This is a genomic window from Affinirhizobium helianthi, from assembly GCF_042680945.1.
In the GTDB taxonomy this organism is placed as follows: Bacteria; Pseudomonadota; Alphaproteobacteria; order Rhizobiales; family Rhizobiaceae; genus Neorhizobium; species Neorhizobium helianthi.
On sequence record NZ_JBHUEQ010000010.1, the window covers coordinates 1 to 21486 of the forward strand.

General features: G+C 57.2%; 19 protein-coding genes. 6 read left to right on the forward strand and 13 right to left on the reverse strand.

From position 1 onward, the window contains the following. Positions 1–64: 64 nt before the first annotated feature. The 4 genes from ACFSE1_RS06495 to ACFSE1_RS06510 form a co-directional block, all read right to left on the reverse strand. The gene (locus ACFSE1_RS06495) at positions 65–274 is read right to left on the reverse strand and encodes a hypothetical protein (RefSeq protein WP_377398150.1); all 210 of its coding nucleotides are present in this window, start codon (positions 272–274) and stop codon (positions 65–67) included. 95 nt (positions 275–369) lie between these two features. Further along, complete coding sequence (locus ACFSE1_RS06500) at positions 370–1689, reverse strand: homoserine dehydrogenase (protein ID WP_377398153.1); 1320 nt, start codon at positions 1687–1689, stop codon at positions 370–372. Positions 1690–1748: 59 nt separating this feature from the next. Continuing rightward, a complete protein-coding gene (locus tag ACFSE1_RS06505; RefSeq protein ID WP_377398156.1) occupies positions 1749–2972 on the reverse strand; it encodes an LL-diaminopimelate aminotransferase in 1224 nt (407 codons plus the stop codon). A gap of 99 nt (positions 2973–3071) precedes the next feature. Further along, complete coding sequence (locus ACFSE1_RS06510; protein ID WP_377398159.1) at positions 3072–3470, reverse strand: hypothetical protein; 399 nt, start codon at positions 3468–3470, stop codon at positions 3072–3074. Positions 3471–3605: 135 nt separating this feature from the next. Between ACFSE1_RS06510 and ACFSE1_RS06515 the strand changes: the two genes are divergently transcribed. From ACFSE1_RS06515 to radC, 4 genes are read left to right on the forward strand one after another with little or no spacing between them, the layout of a single operon-like run. After that, positions 3606–5447, forward strand: coding sequence for a PHA/PHB synthase family protein (locus ACFSE1_RS06515; protein WP_377398162.1), 1842 nt, complete (start codon positions 3606–3608; stop codon positions 5445–5447). Between the two features lie 10 nt (positions 5448–5457). Continuing rightward, on the forward strand, positions 5458–6174 hold the full coding sequence (sfsA, locus tag ACFSE1_RS06520) for a DNA/RNA nuclease SfsA (protein WP_377398165.1): 717 nt from the start codon (positions 5458–5460) through the stop codon (positions 6172–6174). A gap of 30 nt (positions 6175–6204) precedes the next feature. Then, positions 6205–7041, forward strand: coding sequence for a type I methionyl aminopeptidase (gene map / locus ACFSE1_RS06525; RefSeq protein ID WP_377398168.1), 837 nt, complete (start codon positions 6205–6207; stop codon positions 7039–7041). A 7-nt stretch (positions 7042–7048) separates the two neighbouring features. After that, complete coding sequence (radC, locus tag ACFSE1_RS06530; RefSeq protein ID WP_377398171.1) at positions 7049–7882, forward strand: RadC family protein; 834 nt, start codon at positions 7049–7051, stop codon at positions 7880–7882. Between the two features lie 19 nt (positions 7883–7901). Here the strand turns inward: radC and ACFSE1_RS06535 are convergent, their stop codons facing one another. The 7 genes from ACFSE1_RS06535 to ACFSE1_RS06565 form a co-directional block, all read right to left on the reverse strand. Next, complete coding sequence (locus tag ACFSE1_RS06535) at positions 7902–9710, reverse strand: ABC transporter ATP-binding protein (RefSeq protein WP_377398174.1); 1809 nt, start codon at positions 9708–9710, stop codon at positions 7902–7904. Continuing rightward, positions 9707–10465, reverse strand: a complete 759-nt coding sequence (locus ACFSE1_RS06540; RefSeq protein WP_377398177.1) for a DUF1028 domain-containing protein — start codon at positions 10463–10465, stop codon at positions 9707–9709. The genes ACFSE1_RS06535 and ACFSE1_RS06540 overlap by 4 nt, the downstream gene beginning before the upstream one ends. A gap of 3 nt (positions 10466–10468) precedes the next feature. Beyond that, positions 10469–12256 carry a gamma-glutamyltransferase family protein gene (locus ACFSE1_RS06545; RefSeq protein WP_377398180.1) on the reverse strand — a complete coding sequence of 596 codons (1788 nt, stop codon included), beginning with the start codon at positions 12254–12256 and terminating at the stop codon, positions 10469–10471. A 19-nt stretch (positions 12257–12275) separates the two neighbouring features. Beyond that, positions 12276–13145: an ABC transporter permease gene (locus ACFSE1_RS06550; RefSeq protein ID WP_377398183.1), complete on the reverse strand. Its 870-nt coding sequence runs from the start codon at positions 13143–13145 to the stop codon at positions 12276–12278. Continuing rightward, positions 13142–14089: an ABC transporter permease gene (locus ACFSE1_RS06555; RefSeq protein ID WP_377398186.1), complete on the reverse strand. Its 948-nt coding sequence runs from the start codon at positions 14087–14089 to the stop codon at positions 13142–13144. The genes ACFSE1_RS06550 and ACFSE1_RS06555 overlap by 4 nt, the downstream gene beginning before the upstream one ends. A 72-nt stretch (positions 14090–14161) precedes the next feature. Further along, a complete protein-coding gene (locus ACFSE1_RS06560) occupies positions 14162–15673 on the reverse strand; it encodes an ABC transporter substrate-binding protein (protein ID WP_377398189.1) in 1512 nt (503 codons plus the stop codon). Between the two features lie 94 nt (positions 15674–15767). Then, entirely contained in the window at positions 15768–16529 is a 762-nt protein-coding gene (locus tag ACFSE1_RS06565) for a FadR/GntR family transcriptional regulator (protein WP_377398192.1), read from the reverse strand. A gap of 211 nt (positions 16530–16740) precedes the next feature. On the opposite strand from ACFSE1_RS06565, the gene sthA reads away from it, so the two are divergent. After that, on the forward strand, positions 16741–18225 hold the full coding sequence (gene sthA, locus ACFSE1_RS06570; RefSeq protein WP_377398204.1) for a Si-specific NAD(P)(+) transhydrogenase: 1485 nt from the start codon (positions 16741–16743) through the stop codon (positions 18223–18225). A gap of 8 nt (positions 18226–18233) precedes the next feature. Here sthA and ACFSE1_RS06575 read toward each other — a convergent pair whose 3' ends face one another. Both ACFSE1_RS06575 and rpsD read right to left on the reverse strand, forming a co-directional pair. Next, the gene (locus ACFSE1_RS06575) at positions 18234–19097 is read right to left on the reverse strand and encodes an urea carboxylase-associated family protein (RefSeq protein WP_377398195.1); all 864 of its coding nucleotides are present in this window, start codon (positions 19095–19097) and stop codon (positions 18234–18236) included. Positions 19098–19361: 264 nt separating this feature from the next. Next, complete coding sequence (rpsD, locus tag ACFSE1_RS06580; RefSeq protein WP_377398198.1) at positions 19362–19979, reverse strand: 30S ribosomal protein S4; 618 nt, start codon at positions 19977–19979, stop codon at positions 19362–19364. Positions 19980–20379: 400 nt separating this feature from the next. On the opposite strand from rpsD, the gene ACFSE1_RS06585 reads away from it, so the two are divergent. Next, positions 20380–21375, forward strand: coding sequence for a TerC family protein (locus ACFSE1_RS06585; protein ID WP_377398201.1), 996 nt, complete (start codon positions 20380–20382; stop codon positions 21373–21375). Positions 21376–21486 lie beyond the last annotated feature (111 nt).

Below are 21486 nucleotides of genomic sequence, written 5' to 3' on the forward strand. Positions count from 1 at the left end.
CCTCCTCAGTTGGAACCTTGAATCACGATCTCACTAAAAAGGAAATCCTGAATGTCCACACGCCCTAAAGAACCATCCAGACCGCGCCAGCACCCAGACAGATCGGCCAACTGGCAAGTGCGACTGCGACCCCCCAATGGCGCTCAATGTCATCCTGGTCAGTCTCCAAGTCCGCCTGCCCAGCCACCAGCCTGTCTTCGGGCAGAGGACGGATCTCGGCAAGTTGGCCGGATATCGGATTTGAGCGCGGTTGAAATTCGATGATCTTGGACATCACGAGCGCCTCCCTCGCAGGTGAATTCCTGCAAGAGTGTACGCTCATTTTCAGCCCAAAGCCATATGCGGCAACCAATGCCTGCCGCAGCAGAATCAGAGAGCCTTTGGCCGCTCGATACGAATGACCTGCGGCTCCCCGGCAAGATAGCTACCGCTCTTGATGCCGGCCACTGCCGCACGCACAGAGTGCTCTGTCGTGGCATGGGTCACAAGAATGATTGTCTTCGCGTCAGAAGAACTTCCACCATTGGCGCGCTGCACAATCGATTCCAGCGAGATGCCGTTTTGTGCCATCTGGGTCGCCACATTGGCGAAAACGCCGGCACGGTCCAGCACGGTAAGCCGAATGAAATAGCCACCCTCATGGCTCTGCATTTCAGCCTGTCGATAGGGCAGAAGCGCATTCGCGGGATTGCCGAGGACAGGCACCCGCTGGGCGCCCGGACGGCTTTTCGCGATATCGGCAATATCGCCAAGAACAGCAGACGCCGTGGCATTGCCGCCAGCGCCGGGCCCGACCATCAGCAGCTCGCCAAGAATATCGGATTCGATTGCCACGGCATTGGTGACGCCATCGACCTGCGCAATGACGGAATCATGGGGCACCATAGTTGGATGCACCCGCTGTTCGATGCCGCTTGCAGTACGCTGCGCAACACCAAGCAGCTTGATGCGATAACCCAGATCGGCTGCTGCCGTGATATCTTCAATTGAGATATTGGAGATGCCTTCGAGGTAGATCTTGTCGGCAGCAATCTGCGTCCCGAAAGCAAGGGTGGTCAAAATGGCAAGCTTGTGCGCTGTGTCATTGCCTTCAATGTCAAAGGTCGGGTCAGCCTCGGCATAGCCTAGGCGCTGCGCCTCCTTCAGGCAAGCTTCGAAGGAGAGCCCCTCCTTCTCCATCCGCGTCAGGATGTAATTGCAGGTGCCGTTCATGATGCCGTAAACGCGGGAAATCGTATTGCCCGTCAAGGATTCGCGCAAAGCCTTGATCACTGGTATCCCGCCAGCAACCGCCGCCTCGAAATTCAGAAGAACACCTTTTTCTTCGGCAATCTGCGCAAGCTCAACGCCGCAGCGCGCCAGAAGCGCCTTGTTGGCCGTCACGACATGCAGCCCACGTGCAAGAGCCGCACGCACTGCCCTGTCGGCGGCACCTTCCGCACCGCCAATCAGCTCGACAAATACGTCGATATCTGCCTTCTCTGCAAGCTCCTCGGGCGTATCGAACCACTGCGCCGAAGAAAGATCGACACCACGATCACGCGAGCGGTCGCGGGCGCACACGGCAGTAATTTCAATGGCTCGACCGCATGTGACAGCCAGTTCATTCGCGCGCGTTTTCAGAATTTTCGCAAGCGAAGCGCCAACGGTGCCCAGACCCGCAATACCGATTTTGAGGGCGTCTGCCATAGTCTATGTCCTGTCGATAAAGATCGGGCGGCAGAACGCCGCCCTTCACGATGAAAACTTTAGCGGTGGGAATTCAACGAGATCACGTTATGAAGCGTATCATCCGCCGTGCCCAAAAAACGCTTGATGTTTCTCGCAGCCTGGCGAATGCGGTGCTCATTTTCCACCAGCGCAATACGAACATAATCATCGCCGTGTTCGCCAAATCCAATGCCGGGTGCAACGGCCACATCGGCCTTTTCGATCAGAAGCTTGGAAAACTCCAGCGAACCGAGATGACGGAACTTCTCCGGCACAGGCACCCAGGCGAACATTGATGCGGCCGGTGGCGGAACATCCCAGCCAGCCCGGCCGAAGCTCTCCACCATTACATCACGGCGACGCTTGTAGGTCTGGCGCACTTCGTCAATGTGCTGATCGAGATCCGGATCGTTGAGGGCAGCCGTAGCGGCAACCTGAATCGGCGTGAACGCGCCATAATCGAGATAGGATTTCACCCGTGTCAGCGCCGAGATCAATCGCTCATTGCCCACGGCAAATCCCATTCGCCATCCTGCCATGGAGAAGGTCTTGGACATCGAGGTGAACTCGACAGCAATATCCATCGCACCCGGCACCTGCAGGATGGAGGGCGTCGGCTTGCCATCGAAATAGATTTCCGAATAGGCAAGATCGGAGAGCACGAAGATGCCGTGCTTCTTTGCGAAGGCGACGACATCCTTGTAGAATTCCAGTTCCACTACCGTTGCCGTCGGGTTGGACGGGTAGCAGAGAATCATGGCGATGGGCTTGGGGATGGAATGCGCGACGGCACGCTCCAATGCCCGGAAGAACTCCTCATTCGGCTCCACGGGGATCGAGCGGATCACGCCACCGACCATCAGGAATCCGAAGGCATGAATGGGGTAGGATGGATTGGGGCAGAGAACCACATCGCCAGGCGCCGTGATGGCCTGGGCCATATTGGCGAAGCCTTCCTTGGATCCCAGCGTCGCAACAACCTGCGTATCCGGGTTGAGCTTCACGCCAAAGCGACGCGCATAATAGGCCGCCTGGGCACGGCGAAGGCCGGGAATGCCCTTGGAGGAAGAATAGCCGTGCGTATCGGGCCGCTGGACGGTCTCAACCAGCTTATCCACGATGAACTTGTTCGTCGGCAAATCCGGATTGCCCATTCCGAGATCGACAATATCCGCGCCCGCCGCTCGCGCGCTTGCCTTCAAACGGTTGACCTGTTCGAAAACATAGGGCGGCAGTCTGCGGACTTTATGGAACTCTTCCATAGCGAACCTCGTCAAGGCGTTGAATGAAGCGCCGCGACGCAACCTTCAAACGCCCCGGCACCCTCATGCTTTGATGCCAAATGTACCCTAACGCAAGCCCTAATTGGTGAATTGCCGTTCGGTCTCTGCACCCTGCTCGCTTGCCAGCTTTCTCAGCGCATTGACGCGACGCTGATATTCAGCCTCAGACACGGCACCGCTGGCACGTGCAGCAGCAAGACTGGACAATTGCGATTCGGCACTTGTGAACTGCTGATCATCGATCTGGCTGTTGGCCGCGGTCAGCGGTCTACCGAACGTGGGGTAGGTGCCGGTATTCTGCTTGCTCAGCGCCATCGGACGCGGTGCCTCCTGAGGGCCGACAATGGTGGCCTGTGGAGCCGTGCGCGGATTGCCGCTATCCAGCGCGAAGGTGTTGCATCCGGCCAAGGCCAAAGGCCATGCACACACGCACATGATCATCGGCAACCGACCCAACACGCCTGCCCGTTCTACCATTTTCGCAACCCTGTTCTTCACCTGTGGCTTGGGCGCTGCGGCCCTCTATCGCTGGAACTTGTATTCTTTTTCGGGCAGAATGTAAAAACCAAAACAGGGCCACTCACAGGTGGCCACAAGGGGAGCGAGGACACCATGAATTTCAGCGGCCAATCCAGCCGTTCAGGGGCGGAATCCGCCGGTTTCGATGCAAAGACGCTTGAAGCCTACATGGTGAAAGACCCTCAGGCGCTTGCGCTGAACCTCGCGCGTGCGGTTGAAAACTTCGGCAAAGCGGCAACGGAATGGCTGGGCCCGCGTGAAAGAGGCGAAGTGATCGATCCTCTCGATCCCGTCACAGAGATGGTGAAAACGCTCTCCAAAGTCATCGAATACTGGATGTCGGAGCCCCAGAGGACCATGGAAGCCCATATGCTTCTGATGCAGTCCTACATGGGAATCTGGATGAATACGCTTCAGCGATTCTCCATCGGGGCAGATCCGCTTGAGCCGGATAATCTTCCAAAGGACAAGCGATTCGCGGACGAGGACTGGCGAAAGAACCCCTTCTTCGCTTTCATGCGTCAGGTTTACCTTGTAACCTCGACCTGGGCGGAAAAGCTGGCCGAGAATGCAAGCGGCCTGGATGATCATACCCGCCATAAAGCGCTTTTCTACGTGAAGCAGCTGACCGCCGCTCTCTCCCCGGCCAATTTCGCGCTGACCAATCCGGAAGTCTTCCGCCAGACCGTGGCGAGCAACGGCGCGAATCTCGTACAGGGAATGCGCATACTTGCAGAAGACGTTGCGGCTGGACGCGGCGAACTGCGTCTGCGCCAGACGGATGGCAGCAAGTTCCGGCTGGGCGAAAATGTTGCCATAACGCCCGGAAAGGTCATTGCGAGAAGCGATGTCTGCGAGGTCATCCAGTACGATCCATCGACGGATAAGGTATTGAAGCGGCCTCTCCTCATCATCCCGCCATGGATCAACAAATTCTACATTCTCGATCTCGGTCCGGAGAAGAGCTTTATAAAATGGTGCGTTGACCAAGGCCATACCGTCTTCGTCATATCCTGGGTGAACCCGGAAGAGCGCCACGCCAAGCTAGCCTGGGAAGACTATATCCATGAGGGTATCGATTTCGCACTCGATACTGTCGAGAAGGCCTGTGGAGAAAAGGAAGTCAACGCCATTGGCTATTGCGTCGGCGGCACCTTGCTCGCGGCAGCGCTTGCTCTTCACGCCAAAAGCAAAAGCAATCGCATCCGCTCGGTCACCTTCTTCACGACGCAAGTGGATTTCACCCATGCTGGTGAACTGAAAGTCTTCGTCGATCAGGAGCAGATCGAGGCACTGGAGCATCAGATGAATGCGACGGGCTATCTGGCCGGGTCCAAGATGGCCGCAGCGTTCAACATGCTGCGGGCGTCGGAATTGATCTGGCCCTATGTTGTCAGCAATTACCTCAAGGGCGAAGAGCCGACACCGTTCGACCTGCTCTACTGGAATTCCGATTCGACGCGCATGACAGCCGCCAACCACGCTTTCTATCTGCGCAATTGCTATCTCGAAAACAGATTGAGCAAAGGCGAGATGGTTCTTGCGGGCCAAAAGCTCTCGCTGGCAGACGTCAAGATACCTGTCTATAGCCTTGCCGCGAAAGAAGACCACATCGCGCCTGCCCGCTCGGTTTTCCTTGGCTGCCAGTCTTTTGGCGGTGACGTTACTTATGTCCTCAGCGGCTCAGGTCACATAGCAGGCGTCGTCAACCCACCTGCCAAGAAGAAGTATCAATATTGGACGAACGGGCAGGTTACAGGCACGCTTGAGGACTGGATGAAGGATGCCAAGGAAACCGCTGGCTCCTGGTGGCCCCACTGGCAGGCATGGATCGAAAAGCAGGATAATCAGCGTGTAGAAGCGCGCGTTCCGGGTGGGGATCGCCTGAATGCGCTTTGCGATGCCCCAGGCGAATATGTTCGTGTGAAAAGCTGATCCACTTCATATGGAATTCTCGCATCCACTTGTGCAAGCAAGGTTGATCCGGCGTTACAAGCGGTTTCTGTTTGATGCCGAATTGGCAGACGGTACGCTTATCACCGGCTCCTGCCCCAATACCGGCTCCATGCGCGGCTTGACCACGCCCGGCTCCGAGATCTGGGTATCTCTTCATGATAGCCCGACCCGCAAGTATCGCCATATGCTGGAACTGGTGAAGGCAGATGGCATTCTTGTCGGCATCAACACTGCCATGCCAAATCGCATTGCCGAGGAGGCGGTGCGTGCGGGATTGATTCCCTCTCTAAGCGGCTATGCAACCCTTCGCCGAGAGCAGCGCTACGGCATCAATTCCAGGATCGATCTCTTGTTGACGGGGGAGAATGCGCCGCCTGCTTACGTGGAGGTGAAGAATGTTCACTTCATGCGAATGCAAGGCCTGGCGGAGTTTCCTGATTCGGTAACAGCGCGTGGCGCGAAACATCTGCATGAGCTGGTTTCGGTGGTCAAATCCGGTGCGCGCGGGATCATGATCTATGTGATCCAACGCAGCGATTGCGCAAGTTTGCGGATTTGCAGCGATCTGGATCCCGCCTACGGCAAGGCATTTCAGCTGGCCCGAAAGCACGGCGTAGAAGCCTATGCGATCACCTGCCGGATCACATCTCAGGGAATTTGGCCAGAGAGGCTTATCGAGATAGACGAAAGCGGGCAGGCTGATTAAAACCGCATCAAGCGGAACGAAAGTGAATCCATGGTAACTTACATTGATGCGGCAACCGCGCCCCGGAAGAATACGGGCGCAATCAGGCTCTACAACACGACGGACGACTTCGACGGAATGCGCAAGGCATGCCAGTTGACAGCGCGGTGTCTGGATGAACTGGCGTCTATCGTTCAGCCTGGCGTCACGACAAACGCGATTGACCGCTTCGTGTTCGAATTCGGCATGGATCACGGCGCCCTGCCCGCCACCTTGAACTATCGCGGTTACAAATACTCGGTCTGCACCTCCCTCAACCACGTTGTGTGTCATGGCATGCCGGAGAACAAGCCGCTGAAAGAAGGCGATATCGTCAATATCGACGTGACTTATATTGTCGATGGATGGCATGGCGATTCGAGCCGCATGTATCCTGTTGGACAAATCAAGCGTGCGGCAGAGCGGCTGCTGGAAGTCACCCATGAATGCCTTATGCGCGGCATTGCGGTTGTTAAGCCGGGCGTGCGCACGGGCGCTATTGGTGAGGCGATCCAAACCTTTGCCGAAGCAGAGCGCTGCTCCGTTGTCCGCGATTTTTGCGGCCACGGCGTTGGGCACCTGTTCCACGATAGCCCCAACATTCTCCATTACGGCAGTGCCAATGAGGGCCCGGAATTGCGGGAAGGCATGATCTTCACCATTGAGCCGATGATCAATCTCGGCAAGCCGCATGTGAAAGTTCTGTCTGACGGCTGGACAGCCGTAACCCGCGACCGCTCCCTCTCCGCCCAATACGAACATGCCGTCGGCGTGACGGCTACGGGCTGCGAGATCTTCACGCTCTCGCCAGGCGGCCTGGACCGACCTGGTTTGCCGCCTCTCAAATAGGTGACAGATGCCGCGATCTTTGGAGCCGAATTCGGAAACATCGGGCCTCGCGGAAGAGGGTGAGGATTCTCTCGAACTTTTTCCGGACGAGCGAAGCTTCTTCGCGGAACAGGCTCCGAAGGCCAGCTCCCTGCGCAAGCCGGTCGCGCTGGACAAGGACGATGAAAAGGTCGCGCATTATCATGGTCACCGTGAGCGGTTGAGAAGCCGTTACCGGGAAAATGGCGATACAGCGTTAGCTGACTATGAAATTCTTGAACTTCTGCTGTTTCGCCTGATTCCCAGACGAGACACCAAGCCCATCGCCAAGGCGCTGATTGAACGTTTTGGCAATCTGGCGGGCGTATTCGGTGCACCGGTTCAATTGCTGCAAGAGGTCAAGGGCGTAGGTGACACCGTCGCTCTGGATTTGAAACTGATCGCGAGCGTCGGCCAACGCATTCTCAAAAGCGAATTGCGGGGCAAGCAGGTGCTTGGCTCCTGGTCCTCCGTCATCGATTACTGCCATGCGGCAATGGCCTATGAAGCCCGTGAACAGTTTCGCATCCTGTTTCTCGACAAGCGCAACGCGCTAATTGCCGATGAGGTTCAAGGGCGAGGAACGGTCGATCACACACCCGTCTACCCGCGCGAGGTTGTTCGCCGCGCGCTCGAACTGTCTGCAACGGCGATCATACTGGTTCATAATCACCCGTCCGGGGATCCGACCCCTTCCCGTGCCGATATCGATATGACCAACACGATCATCCAAACGGCCAAGCCGCTTGGGATCACCGTGCATGATCACATCATTATCGGCAAGGATGGACACGTAAGCTTCAAGGGCTTGCGCCTGATCTGACGTATCCAGGGCGCGGACTTCACGCCACCTGGACCAGATGACCGGCAGATACTTCACGGTACTGCCGCTTGGGCGGCTGATAATGGATGGGTCGCACCGGGCTTTTCAGCTCGTCATCCATCAAGCCACGGCGTATTCCGCGTCGCGCTGGGTCCGGCACCGGCACCGCGGCAATTAGCTTCTTTGTGTAAGGATGTTGCGGATTCTCAAAGACAGCCGCACGCGGACCGATTTCCACGATCTCGCCGAGATACATCACGGCTACACGATGGCTTACCCTCTCCACCACCGCCATGTCATGGCTGATGAAAAGGAAGGCAAGGTCCAGCTGTTCCTGTAGGTCGAGCATGAGATTGCAGACCTGCGCCTTGATCGACACGTCCAGCGCGGAAACGGATTCATCCGCCACGATAACCTTCGGATCAAGCGAGAGAGCCCTGGCAATTGCGATACGCTGGCGCTGGCCGCCGGAAAATTCGTGCGGGTAACGGTTCATCATGGAAGCCGAGAGCCCGACACGCTCCAGAAGGTCGGCCGTCTTTTCGCGGGCCTGGTTTTTGGAGCCCAGCCCGTGTTTCAGGAACGGTTCTGCAATTGCCTGCCCGACCGTCATGCGTGGGTTCAAGCTGGAGAACGGATCCTGAAAAATCATCTGGATGCTTTTGCGCATTTTCTGGAGATCGGATGTGCCAAGCTCCCGCACATTCAACCCGTCCAGCTGAATATCGCCTGATGTCGGTTCGATCAGTCGCATAACAGAACGGCCCGTTGTGGACTTACCACAACCGGATTCCCCAACAAGCGACAGCGTTTCGCCCTGCTTCAGATCAAACGAGACATTCTCGACTGCGTGGATCGAACCCGTCTGCCGGCTAAACAGGCCGGAATGCACCGGAAACCGGGTGGTGAGGTTTTTCACCTGCAACACAGGCTGCATTTCCCGCGTTGGCGGCACAGCCGGAACGGGTTCCGTTATGATGCCCGTCGCGGTATCCACAATCGGAAAACGCAGAGGTGCATCCTGTCCTTCCATGGAGCCAAGCTTCGGCACCGCCGAAAGCAGAGCACGCGTGTAGGGGTGTTCCCCGTAATGGAATATCTTTTCCGTCGGACCGCTCTCCACAGCATCGCCCCGGAACATGACAACCGTGCGATCCGCAATTTCCGCGACAACGCCCATATCATGCGTGATGAAGAGAACAGACATGTCCTCCTCTTCCTGCAAGGTCTTGATAAGGTCGAGGATCTGGCCCTGGATTGTCACATCCAGCGCGGTCGTCGGTTCATCAGCAATCAACAGCTTGGGTCTCGATGCCAGGGCCATGGCAATCATCACACGCTGGCGCATACCGCCGGAGAACTGGTGCGGATATTCATCGAAGCGGGTATGCGCGTTGGGAATACGCACTTTTTCCAGCATGCGGATCGTTTCCGCGCGCGCCTCGGCCTTGGACATGCCCTTGTGGCGCGTCAGAACTTCCGAAATCTGCCGCCCGATTGTGAAAATCGGGTTCAGGCTCGTCATCGGCTCCTGAAAGATCATGGACATATCGTTGCCGCGAACGTGCCGCATCTCTCTTTCACTGAGCCCCAGCAGATTTCGACCGTTCAGCAACACCTCGCCTTCGATGCGGCTCACGTCCTTTGCCAACAGCCGCATGATGGAAAGCGAGGTAACGCTTTTGCCAGAACCCGACTCACCAACAATCGCCATTGTTTCACCGGGCGAAATGTCAAAGCTGATGTTGCGCACAACCAGCTTCCATTGCCCATCCACACGGAAGGAGGTGCTCAGGTTGCGAACTGAGAGAATGGGATTAGCAGTCATTGCGGCTTCCATGGTGTGGCATGGGATTGAGAGGCGCGGCCTTCAGCTTCACGCTCTGCTTCCAATGCAGCAATCTTCTGGTCAATGATGGTACGGTCGATCATGCCATGCGGGTTCGCCTTGGTCGGCATTGTCTCCGCAACATGGAGATAACGTTCCTGGGCAACCGAATGGAGCCTTCGCAATTCGCCGAGAGGATCGGCATGATCGTCGGCGCGAATGTTAAGCCAGGCGTAGTCCTGATCCCGGAAGATCACCAGCGCGGCCGATTGTTTGCCGCGCTTGTCGCCGCCAGCAGCCTCTCCGGCTTCCATGGCACTCAGAAGGCGTTCTGCGAAAGGCAGACTTTGCCTCTCCTGATAGGTTCTGAGGGTCTCCTCCAGAACCTGTGGGCCTGCAAGCATATTGCCAGCGACAGACACATTCTCGTCGACAAGATGTCCCGCCCACTCAATGCATTTTGCCCCGGTAAAGGCAGCATTTCTGCCCTGTGCATCGATCAGGTGCAATTGTCGCTGCTCAGCCCCATCGTCGATAGACGTTAGCTGCTCGATGATCTGCTCCGGGCTAGAGCCTCGCTCCAGAAGCTTCAGCCCCTCTGTTCCATAAAGCGGGCTGACAAAGGCCTGGGTTGCAATGGCTCCCAGCCCGCCCCGCATGTAGGGGACCGCCGAGCCAACCGCGAAGAATCGGCTGGCGACGGCAATTCCCAAGTGACCTGTTTCCGGCTCACGGGCAACAATAGAGTAAGTCATCTCTTACCGTCCCACTGCATAGGCCTGCATCAGCCGTGGTGTCGCTGCCGCGCGCAGCAATCCATCGGCATCGCGCCGGGCTGCTGTCAGGCGCCCGACCGTCCAATGGTCTGCCACCGTCACCTGATGGCCCCGGCGGCGAAGCTCCTCAATAGTGCTTTCTCCAAATCCTGCCTCTACCATGATATGCCCCGGCTCTGAGGTTCTGGGATAGAAGGAACCCGGGAAGTGCGTGGTGTGGAACAGCGGCGCATCAATAGCCGCTTGCAGATTCCTGGATTGATGAGCGTAGCGCAGGAAGAATGGCAGCTGCCACTGGTCCTGCTGATCGCCACCTGGCGTGCCGAAAGCCAGCGTGGGCCTGCCCTGATAGAGAGCAAGTGATGGCGTGAGTGTCGTGCGCGGCCGCTTGCCGGGGGCGAGCGAGGTTGGAAGACCTTCCTTCAACCAGAACATCTGCGCACGGGAGTTCAGTGCGAAACCAAGCCCCGGAACGATGGGCGAGCTTTGCAGCCAACCGCCGGATGGCGTGGTGGAAACCATGTTGCCCCACCGGTCGATGACATCGATATGAACCGTATCACCCTTTTTCTCCGTGAGGTGCGACATGGTGGGCTCGTAAACAGCGCCCTTGCCGGAAAACTCAGCCAGCATCGCCATGGCGGCGTCGCGCTGATGCTCATAGCCGGGAACGAGGCCGGGACGAAGCTCCATCGAAGCCGTCGAACCGATTAACTTGCGGCGCTCGTCATTATATCCATCTGAGAGCAGATATTCCGTGGGGATCTGCCCGAATTCGGGGTCGCCGTAATAGACCTCGCGGTCGGCATAGGCGAGCTTCATGGCTTCCACGACATGATGCACGAAATCCGGCCCCATCGGGTCCATGTTTTGAAGATCGAAACCCTTCAGCAGCGCCAGCGATTGCAGCAGCACCGGCCCCTGCCCCCAGGCTGGCGTCTTGGCGACAGTCCAGTCGTGGTAGTCGAAGGTCTGTGGTGCTTCGATTGTGGCGGCATAGCCTGCCATATCCTCAGCGGTCAAAACGCCTTTATGCCGCTGGCCGCTGGCATCCATGATTTCGGCTGTCTTCAGGTAGCGATCAATCGCCTCCGCTACAAAGCCGCGGTAAAACGCATCTCGTGCCGCCTGCACCTTGTCTTCGCGGCTACCAGCCTTTGCTTCGGATTCGGCGATAATCCGCTTCCATGTCTCCGCCAGAACAGGATTGCGGAAATTGGAGTGCGGCTCCGGTGCACTTCCCCCGGGAAGCCAGGTTTCATGCGAGGTCGGCCATTCTTTCGCGAAGAAATCCGCAAGGCCTTTGATCGTGGCGGAAACACGCGGCAGAACAGGATGTCCATGCTCGGCATAATAGATGGCCGGCTCCAGAACTTCACGAACAGACATGGTCCCATAGTTCTGGAGCATCAGCATCCAGCCATCGAAGGCACCGGGGATAACGGTCGCCAGCAAACCATCGCCGGGAATGAGCTTGATACCCTCAGAGGTATAATGCTCGATGGTGGCCTTCGCAGGAGCTTGCCCCTGTGCGCAGATCACTTCGACCTTATCTGTCTTCTTCGAATAGATGATTGCGGGCATATCGCCGCCCGGCCCACAGAGATGCGGCTCCACCACCTGCAGCACAAAGCCTGTCGCCACAGCCGCATCGAATGCATTTCCACCTTTTTCAAGGATGCTCATGCCAACAGCAGAGCCAATCCAGTGGGTGGAAGTTACAACGCCAAAGGTGCCGAGAATTTCCGGGCGTGTTGTAAAGTCAGTCATTCAGTCGGACCTTTCGAAATCAGTTTTCACGCGGGTCCAGCGCATCGCGCAGACCATCGCCCAGAAGATTAAAGCCAATCACGACAAGGAAAATCGCAAGGCCGGGCCACATCGCCATCCAGGGCGCCTGGCTGAGAAAGTTTTTGGCGACATTCAGCATCGAACCCCAGCTCGCTGCAGGCGGCTGCTGGCCGAGACCGAGGAAGGAAAGGCTGGCCTCTGCAATAATGGCGGTTGCAACTGTCAACGTGGCCTGCACGATGATCGGAGCCGTCACATTCGGCAGAATGTAGCGTGTCATGATCTGAACGTGCCCCAGCCCGACGGACCGCGCGCCCTCCACATAGTCCTCCTGCTTGACCGCCAGAACCTGTCCGCGCGTCAGCCGCACAAATATCGGCATGGCACTGAGGCCAATGGCGATCATCGCATTCGTGAGGCTCGGACCGAGAAAGGCCGCAAGCGCAATCGCCATGATGAGGAATGGCATCGCCAAGAGCGCTTCAGTGATACGCGAGATTACGAGATCCACCCAGCCGCCGAAGTATCCCGCCAGAATGCCGAAAGGCACACCGAGAATGACTGCGATGGCAACCGAGAAGAAACCCGCCATAAGCGATGCCTGCGCGCCCCATATCATCCGCGAGAGGATGTCGCGGCCCAGATCGTCCGTGCCCAGCCAATGCGCTGCCGAGGGTGCCTTGCGGATGGCAGACCAGCTTGTAGCCAGAGGATCAGGGATTGGCAGGATCGGCGCGGCAATAGCCAGGAGTGCGAAAAAGAGAATGATGATGAAGCCGGCCAGTGAACTCCGGTTGGACTTCAGCTTCCGCCAGGCGCGACTGCTTTCTCTCTGCGGAGACATGGCGACTTGTTGAACGGCGCTCATAGGGTGGCCCTCAATCTCGGGTTCAACAGAACGTAAAGAACGTCAGCGATCAGGTTCATCAGGATGAAGCCGACGGCCGTGCACATCACCACCCCCTGCACCACCGCATAATCACGATTGAACACGGCATCGACGATCAACTTTCCGAAGCCCGGAATGGTGAAGATCTGTTCGGTCAAGACCGCCCCCGCGAGCAACTCGCCGAACAGAAGTGCGCTCAGCGTGACGACCGGCAAAAGCGCATTGCGAAAACTGTGGCTGAGGATGACCTGCCTTGGCGTCAATCCCTTCGCACGTGCGGTTCGGATATAGTCCGAAGACAAAACACCCAGCATGGCGGAACGCGTGTGGCGCATCAGCGTCGCAGCAAGCGCCGTGCCCAGCACGAAGGCAGGCATGACCATGGTTTCGAGCGATCGCACGGGATCGACGAAGATCGATTCATAACCCGAGGCAGGCAGCCAGCCTAGATTGACCGATACCAGCAGGATCAGCATGATCCCCAGCCAGAAATTCGGAACCGACAGGCCAGACAGCGCAACAATGTTTGCCACATAATCCAGGGCGCTGTTCTTTTTCACCGCCGCCAGAATGCCCATAGGCACGCCAATCAGCATCGCGAAGATCATCGACATGACGGCAAGCTGGATGGTGACCGGCAGTTTCTGGGCGATCAATTCCAGCACCGGCTGGTTGGTGCGCAAGGAAACGCCAAGATCCCCCTGCATGACACCGCCAATCCAGCGCAGATATTGAACCGGAATAGGGTCGTTCAGGTGATACTTCTCGCGCAATTGCTCCAGTACAACCGGATCGCGCTCTTCGCCTGCCATGGCAAGGATGGGATCACCGGGCAGAAGCTTCTGCAATGAGAAAACGAATATGGAGATGATCAGCAGGGTCGGTATCGCGACCAGCAGACGCTTTCCAATATAGACGGGCATCAGCGCCATCCTCGATCAGTAAATTCGGGGAAAGTGGCGCCGCAGGCCAAAGACTGCGGCGCCGGCAAGGCCTCAACCTTCTTTTTTCATGCCTGTGAGGCGGATCATGCCATCCGGGGACGGAACAAAGCCGGTAATGCCCTTCTTCATGCCCCAGATCCAGGACTGGTGACCAATGTAGATCATCGGCACTTCATCGTTGAGAATTGCAGCGGCAGCATCGTATTTCTGCTTGCGCACGGCTTCATCCGTCGATGCACGCGCTTCATTGAGAAGCTTGTCCACTTCCGGGTTGCAGTACTTCGTATCGTTCAGGCCACCCTTGCAGGTCACGAACTGGTGGATGTTGCCATCGGGATCGACACGGCCAGACCAGTCGGAACGGCTCAGCTGGTAGTTACCGCGTGTCTGCTCTTCCAGAAGCGTGGCGAACTCGGTCGATTTCAACGAGACGTCGAAACCCGCTTCAGCCACCATGGACTGGATGATTTGCATGGTCTGCTGAATGACCGGGTTGTTCGGGATCTGGATTTCCACCGGAACCCGGTCATAGCCCGCTTCCTTCATCAGCGCCTTGGCCTTCTCAACATCGCGAGCCGGAACCGGGAACGTCTTGTCAAACCACATGCTGCTGGGCGGGAACGGCTGATTTCCACCGACAGCCGTGCCTTCGAACACGATCTGCATCAGTGCTTCGCGGTCAATTGCCAGCGAGAATGCCTGACGCAGACGCTTGTCCTTGCCCATCGGGTTATCGGCGCGCGCGCCGTTGCCGACATTCACGTAGATCGACATATTGCCGATGTTGACGACCGCTTCATACTTCAGCTTCGGGTCGCCTTTCACAGCGGCAGCATCGGTTGGCGCCAGGCGGTCGATGAAGTCCAGGTCACCGGATTGGAGGTTGGCCAGACGAACCGTAGAGTCCGGGATTGGCAGATAGGTCACCTTGTCGATGAAGATGTTATCCTTGTTCCAGTAGTCCTGAAACTTCTCAAGCACGATACGGTCCTGCGGCACACGCTCAACGAATTTGAAAGGCCCTGCGCAGACTGGCTTGCTGCCGAAATTGGCACCGAGTTCTTTTGCCGCCTTTGGCGAGACAATCATGCCCGCACGATCGGAAAGCTGCGCAAGCAGTGTTGCATCCGGCTGCTTCAGCGTGAACTTCACTTCAAGCGGACCAGCAGCCTCCACCTTTGCAACGGACGAGAGTTCGCTCTTTCGGCGGGATTCAGGCAGCGTCAGGTTGCGCTCGATGGTGGCGACGACGGCCGCGGCGTCCAGAGGCGTTTCATCGTGAAACTTCACGCCTTCCCGCAGCTTCATGGTCAAAACCTTGCCGTCTTCCGACCATGCCCATTCCGTCGCCAGTTGCGGAACGATCTTCAGATCCGGCGAGACATCCACCAGCTTGTCGCACAGAGCGGTATAGACAATGCGGCCAACAAAGCTGCGGGACTGGGCGGGATCGAGAACATCCGCATCGTCCTGGAGGCCGATCTTCAATTCGGCGGCAGCAGCTGGCAGCGCCATCAGTGCGCCGAAGGCAAGCGCAGTTGTCATCTTAAGCAGGCGGTTCATGATCATTCTCCTCTGATCCTCTGGTTCCATAAGTATGTTTGCGCCTGCTTATCCTGCAGGCTTGGCTGTTCTGGCTTTACGCCATCACGCGGGGTCAATTGCCGGGCTGTTCGGACAGCTCGGCGGTCTTCTCTTCAGGCAGGATGTGGTCGAGCGATGTTTCGCGAATAAGCCGCTCCTGCAGCATCAAAAGGTGCCGCCGCATGGCCTCGCAAGCCATTGCCGGGTCCCTTGCCTCAATGGCGTCGATGATGTCCTCGTGCTGGGCATAGGCCATGGTTATGGCAGTGCCCGTTCGCGCTCTTTCGCGAACGCTCTGCCAGACCTCATCCTGTCGCACATGGTTCATCACATCGAAGATGGTCAGGAACAGCTGATTGCGCGCACTCTGGGCAATCTGCCGGTGAAGCGCGCCATCCCAAAGCTCGCGAGCGTCGGCATCTTCAGTTTCCCGAATTTTGCGCGCCAATTCACGCATGCGAACCAATTCGCTCGGCTTAGCGCGAAGAGCGGCAAGCTGCGCCAGCTGCGGCTCTATGCGCAATCGCACTTCCATGATCTCCATGAAGTCCGTGCCCGCGACCAGTTTATCGACACCAGATGCAATGGTTTCCGGACGCGGGCCGACATAGGTGCCTGAACCCTGCCTGCGCCACACCTCACCCTCAGCCTCAAGCACTTCCAGCGCTCGCCGGATGGCCCGTCTGCCAACGCCCAGCACCTCCGAAAGCATCCTTTCCGTCGGCAGCTTGCCATCAGCGCCAAACTGACCTTCAGCCAGCAGAGTCCGCAGTTTTTCCAGCGCGTAATTGGCATTATCCGGGGGAAGCGACACATGCACCATTTTGTGAACCATTTTCGAATTGGTTCAAGCTTCATCGTATGACGCTAATGTGTCAAGCCAAATTCTCGCCATATTTAGATCTGCTCATAATTTGTGCAGCTGCTCTGTGAATTTGTGCGGAACGAAATGGTCTCTGTGAGGAATTGGTCAGAAATGGACGTTATATTCGATGTCCAGTAATGTTGCGGCGCAACACGCCCTGCAACGAACGACGAGGCTCAACATGTATCAATACGATCTTATCGTCATCGGAAGTGGACCCGCCGGTCGCAGAGCCGCAATTCAAGCGGCAAAGCTGGAAAAGCGGGTTCTGGTTGTCGAGCAGGGCCGCCGCGTCGGCGGCGTTTCCGTCCACACCGGCACAATTCCCTCAAAGACGCTGCGCGAAACCGCCCTCAATCTCACAGGTTGGCGCGAACGGGGCTTCTATGGCCGCTCCTACAGAGTGAAGCAGGAAATCAGCGCCGAAGACCTCCGTCGCAGATTGCTGATCACCCTGGATCACGAGGTCGAAGTGCTGGAACACCAGTTTTCCCGCAACCGGGTACACCAGTTGCGCGGGCGTGCAAGCTTCGTTGACCCTCACACGCTGGACATCGAAAAAACTGACGGCGAGATTGTGCGCGTCACCGGCGCCTCGGTGCTTCTGGCCGTCGGCACCAGACCTTACCGCCCTCCCCACATTCCTTTCGATAACGACGCGGTTCTCGACAGCGACGAACTTCTGGAAATCAAAAGAGTGCCCCGGTCCATGATCGTGGTGGGCGCGGGCGTCATCGGTATCGAATATGCCACTATTTTCAGTGCACTCGACACGCAGGTGACCGTGGTTGAGCCACGCGATTCGATGCTTGATTTTATTGATAAGGAGATCGTGGAGGATTTCACCTACCAGCTGCGCGATCGGAACATGAAGCTGATCTTCGGTCAGGCGGTGGAGGCTGTGCAGCGCGAAGAGGGTGGTGGAAAATGTCGCGTCACCCTGAAAAGTGGCCGCACGCTTCAAGCGGAAATGGTTCTATTCGCTGCGGGCCGCGTCGGCGCCACTGATTCGCTCAACCTTGCTGCGGCCGGTTTGGAGGCTGACAATCGCGGGCGCTTGAAGGTCGATCCGGAAACCTTCCAGACCGCCGTTCCGCACATTTATGCTGCTGGCGATGTCGTGGGCTTCCCAAGCCTTGCATCCACCTCCATGGAGCAGGGACGCATCGCCGCACGCCACGCAGTCGGCGTACCGGCCAGCGAACCGCCACAATATTTCCCCTACGGCATTTATGCGGTTCCGGAAATCTCCACCTGCGGCCTCACGGAAGAGGAAGTGCTTCAGCGCGGCATCCCCTATGAGACGGGCATCGCGCATTTCCGCGAGACATCGCGCGGCCACATCATGGGCCTCGATACCGGCATGCTCAAAATGATCTTCTCATTGAAGACCCGCCGTCTCCTCGGCGTACACATTGTCGGCGAAGGCGCGACAGAACTGGTGCATATCGGCCAGGCGGTCCTGAACCTCAAAGGCACCGTCGAATACTTCGTCGAGAATACGTTCAATTACCCTACGTTGGCAGAAGCTTACAAGATCGCCGGGCTGGACGCATGGAACCGCATGGGAGAAGGCCCGAAGGAAGCGCCTGTCGCGACTGGCCAGTCGACTGACACAGCAGCCGACGTGCCATCCGACACCAAAAAGAAGGCGGCGTCCAAATAGTCCGGATCTCAGCCGCCACCATGGCTGCGATCATAGCCGTTGATGGCCGGAGCTTTCCAGTTCAAAGGGGGATGCTTCGGCCGCAACACCTCTACCACGAGCGGAAAGCAGGCCGCAGCATCGGACGAATGAACCGTTGAGCAATCTCCTCCAGGGCACGCGGACATGCACCCCAAAAGATCGATCTCGGCAAAAAACTCAAGATAATCGTCTGGTCTGACCGGGCTTGCCTTCATGAAATACTGACCGGTATCCCGCGTAAAGCCGGTGCACATGAACACATTCAAGACATCATGCACATGCCGCTCGGCCTCTTCCAGCGACAGGCCGGCTTTCTTTGCCAGAGCCCGCGTCAGGTTGGAATGGCAGCAGTGGTGGTATTGTCCACCATTGCTCAGCAGGTTGTGGGTGTAGGGATCGCACCGGGTTCCAATGACATCGTGCACGGCGCCGCCGAAGTCATCGAACCCATACCAGTCCAGCGTGTCATATGTGATCGTCGCCATTGGGCGCAGATAGGGAAAGCTGGAGAAGATCTGGTCCCCGACGCCGACATGGGTACCGCATAGTGCGCGGGTTTTGCCGCTGTAAAACCGCTCATGCAGATTGTGGAGGTTGAACAGGTTGAGGTCGCCGACCTGCGACCCTTCAGAACAGACGATTCGGCAAAAATGTCCGGCAGGCACTTCCCATGTCGCCGCATCGCGCGGAGGAACGACAACGCGGTTGACCAGCTCCAACCCTTCTCTGACCGCCTGATACTGCGCCAAATCCGGCCGCGGCATCGTGTCAGTGGGATAACAAATGACCGGCCGAATCGCTTTGCGCGCATCCGCATCCTGTGGCGCAGAAGTGAAGGAAGTCGTTTTCATGGAATACCTGTCTGTCTGGGGCGATGACCTGGGCTCTCTCGGGTCAGAAAGAGATCACCTCATTGCACCCTCAATTTGCTATGACACAGTCCCGACGCAAAACGGCTGACGCAATTTTGCTGGACGGGCCTTTGAGCGAAATCGGAAGGCAATTGTGTCTGTCTGCAGCCCCACGATCCAGACAAGCATAAATACAAAAAACCCGCCGTAAATCGACGGGTTTCATGCCAAGCCTTACTAAAAAAGCAGACTTTCAGGTCGTAATTAGCGCGAATAGAATTCGACGACCAGGTTCGGTTCCATGATGACCGCGTAAGGTACATCCGAAAGCGTGGGAACGCGAACATAGGTGGCAACCATCTTGTTGTGGTCGACATCGATGTAGTCCGGAACGTCACGCTCTGCGAGCTGAACAGCTTCCAGAACCGAAACCAGCTGCTTGGACTTCTGGCGAACTTCGATAACGTCGCCAGCCTTGCAGCGGTAGGAACCGATGTTGACGCGAACGCCGTTCACCGTCACGTGGCCGTGGTTGACGAACTGACGTGCTGCCCAGATGGTCGGCACGAACTTTGCGCGGTAAACGATCGCATCGAGACGCGATTCCAGCAGACCGATCAGGTTTTCGCCGGTATCGCCCTTGCGACGGTTTGCTTCATCATAGATGGAGCGGAACTGCTTCTCACGCAGATCACCGTAGTAGCCCTTCAGCTTCTGCTTGGCGCGCAGCTGCACACCGAAGTCAGACAGCTTGCCCTTACGGCGCTGACCATGCTGACCAGGACCGTATTCGCGGCGGTTTACCGGCGACTTCGGACGGCCCCAGATGTTTTCGCCCATACGGCGATCAATTTTGTACTTAGACGACGCGCGCTTGCTCATCGTATTTCCTTCTAACAAAAACAAAGACCCGCCTGTTGCCAGACCGGACCAGAGGAAACACGCCCTCCTAAGAGACGGCACCTTTCGGTGGCTCTGACAGACTTCTCACGGAGCGTCCGGAGAAAGCCACGGGACATGTCAAATGAAACACCGGGCGTTGCCACCCGGTGCTGCGGGGCTCTTTATTTGCGCTGGCGGCAATTGTCAACATCACGCTTGGCAATGGGCTCTGTTTACGGCCTATTATTCCCTTCGTGAGATTTTTACGTGGACCTCTTGTAGGACACTATTACGCCAATTATGTGTAAATGAGCACCGGGCCCCTCTGACGTGTATTGCCGGATCGACCCGTGATGTCGGTGCTAGAGAGTTAACTTGATCCGGCCTCGGATGACCCGTCATGGAATTTCTCTTCATCGATCTACTCGGTAAGCCCGTTTGGATGTGGCTTACATTTGTTGTGGTAGTGCTCGTTCTTCTCGCGCTTGACCTTGGTGTCCTCCACAAGGATAGCCGGGAAATCGGAATCAAGGAGAGTTTTGCCCTCTCCGCTTTCTATATTGCGCTCGGCTTGGCGTTTGGTGGCTGGATTTGGTACCAAAGCGGCGAACAAGCAGGCCTTGAATATCTGACAGGCTTTGTGGTCGAAAAAAGCCTGGCGATGGATAATATCTTCGTCATAGCGATGATATTCGGCTATTTCTCCATTCCCCGCGCATACCAGCACCGCGTCCTCCTATGGGGCATCCTGGGCGTTATCGTCCTGCGCGGCATCATGATCGCGGCTGGCGCTGCCATCGTCGAAAACTACAGCTGGGTTCTCTACCTCTTCGCGGCCTTCCTCATCATCACCGGCATCAAGATGCTGCTGACGGCAGATCAGGAATATGATGTCGCTTCGAACCCTGTACTGAAGTTCCTGCGCAAGAAGCTGCCGGTAACCGATAGTCTGCGTAACGAGAAATTCCTCGTGCGCGAGACCGATCCGGCTACGGGCAAGCTGAAGACCTTCATCACACCGCTGTTCCTTGCGCTTGTGATGGTTGAACTGGCGGACGTCATTTTCGCGGTCGACTCGATCCCGGCGATCTTCGCGATCACCACAGACCCGTATATCGTCTACACGTCCAATATCTTCGCGATCCTCGGCCTGCGTGCGCTTTACTTCGCGCTCTCCGCCCTGATCCATCGCTTTGCCTACCTGAAATATGCTCTGTCGGTCGTTCTGATCTTCATCGGCTCGAAGATCTTCCTGGCCGATATGCTGGGCCTCGCAAAGATCCCGCCGGTCGTCTCGCTGACCGTCACCATTGGCATCCTTGCCGCTGGCATTCTCGGCTCGCTCTGGGCGACACGCAACGCCAAACCGGAAGCAGAAGCCGAAGCCAAGCATTAACCTGGCAAACACTCAGACGAGGAGACCGCGCCCATTGGGCGCGGTTCAGACTGCTGACAAACCCCTGGCCACACCCGGGGGTTTATGATTCACTGGGACATGTTGAAGAAA

Coding starts and splice junctions, on each gene's coding strand:
- ACFSE1_RS06495 (WP_377398150.1), bottom strand. CDS start 274: ATGTCCAAGATCATCGAATTTCAACCGCGCTCAAATCCGATATCCGGC.
- ACFSE1_RS06500 (WP_377398153.1), bottom strand. CDS start 1,689: ATGGCAGACGCCCTCAAAATCGGTATTGCGGGTCTGGGCACCGTTGGC.
- ACFSE1_RS06505 (WP_377398156.1), bottom strand. CDS start 2,972: ATGGAAGAGTTCCATAAAGTCCGCAGACTGCCGCCCTATGTTTTCGAA.
- ACFSE1_RS06510 (WP_377398159.1), bottom strand. CDS start 3,470: ATGGTAGAACGGGCAGGCGTGTTGGGTCGGTTGCCGATGATCATGTGC.
- ACFSE1_RS06515 (WP_377398162.1), top strand. CDS start 3,606: ATGAATTTCAGCGGCCAATCCAGCCGTTCAGGGGCGGAATCCGCCGGT.
- sfsA (WP_377398165.1), top strand. CDS start 5,458: ATGGAATTCTCGCATCCACTTGTGCAAGCAAGGTTGATCCGGCGTTAC.
- map (WP_377398168.1), top strand. CDS start 6,205: ATGGTAACTTACATTGATGCGGCAACCGCGCCCCGGAAGAATACGGGC.
- radC (WP_377398171.1), top strand. CDS start 7,049: ATGCCGCGATCTTTGGAGCCGAATTCGGAAACATCGGGCCTCGCGGAA.
- ACFSE1_RS06535 (WP_377398174.1), bottom strand. CDS start 9,710: ATGACTGCTAATCCCATTCTCTCAGTTCGCAACCTGAGCACCTCCTTC.
- ACFSE1_RS06540 (WP_377398177.1), bottom strand. CDS start 10,465: ATGACTTACTCTATTGTTGCCCGTGAGCCGGAAACAGGTCACTTGGGA.
- ACFSE1_RS06545 (WP_377398180.1), bottom strand. CDS start 12,256: ATGACTGACTTTACAACACGCCCGGAAATTCTCGGCACCTTTGGCGTT.
- ACFSE1_RS06550 (WP_377398183.1), bottom strand. CDS start 13,145: ATGAGCGCCGTTCAACAAGTCGCCATGTCTCCGCAGAGAGAAAGCAGT.
- ACFSE1_RS06555 (WP_377398186.1), bottom strand. CDS start 14,089: ATGCCCGTCTATATTGGAAAGCGTCTGCTGGTCGCGATACCGACCCTG.
- ACFSE1_RS06560 (WP_377398189.1), bottom strand. CDS start 15,673: ATGAACCGCCTGCTTAAGATGACAACTGCGCTTGCCTTCGGCGCACTG.
- ACFSE1_RS06565 (WP_377398192.1), bottom strand. CDS start 16,529: ATGGTTCACAAAATGGTGCATGTGTCGCTTCCCCCGGATAATGCCAAT.
- sthA (WP_377398204.1), top strand. CDS start 16,741: ATGTATCAATACGATCTTATCGTCATCGGAAGTGGACCCGCCGGTCGC.
- ACFSE1_RS06575 (WP_377398195.1), bottom strand. CDS start 19,097: ATGAAAACGACTTCCTTCACTTCTGCGCCACAGGATGCGGATGCGCGC.
- rpsD (WP_377398198.1), bottom strand. CDS start 19,979: ATGAGCAAGCGCGCGTCGTCTAAGTACAAAATTGATCGCCGTATGGGC.
- ACFSE1_RS06585 (WP_377398201.1), top strand. CDS start 20,380: ATGGAATTTCTCTTCATCGATCTACTCGGTAAGCCCGTTTGGATGTGG.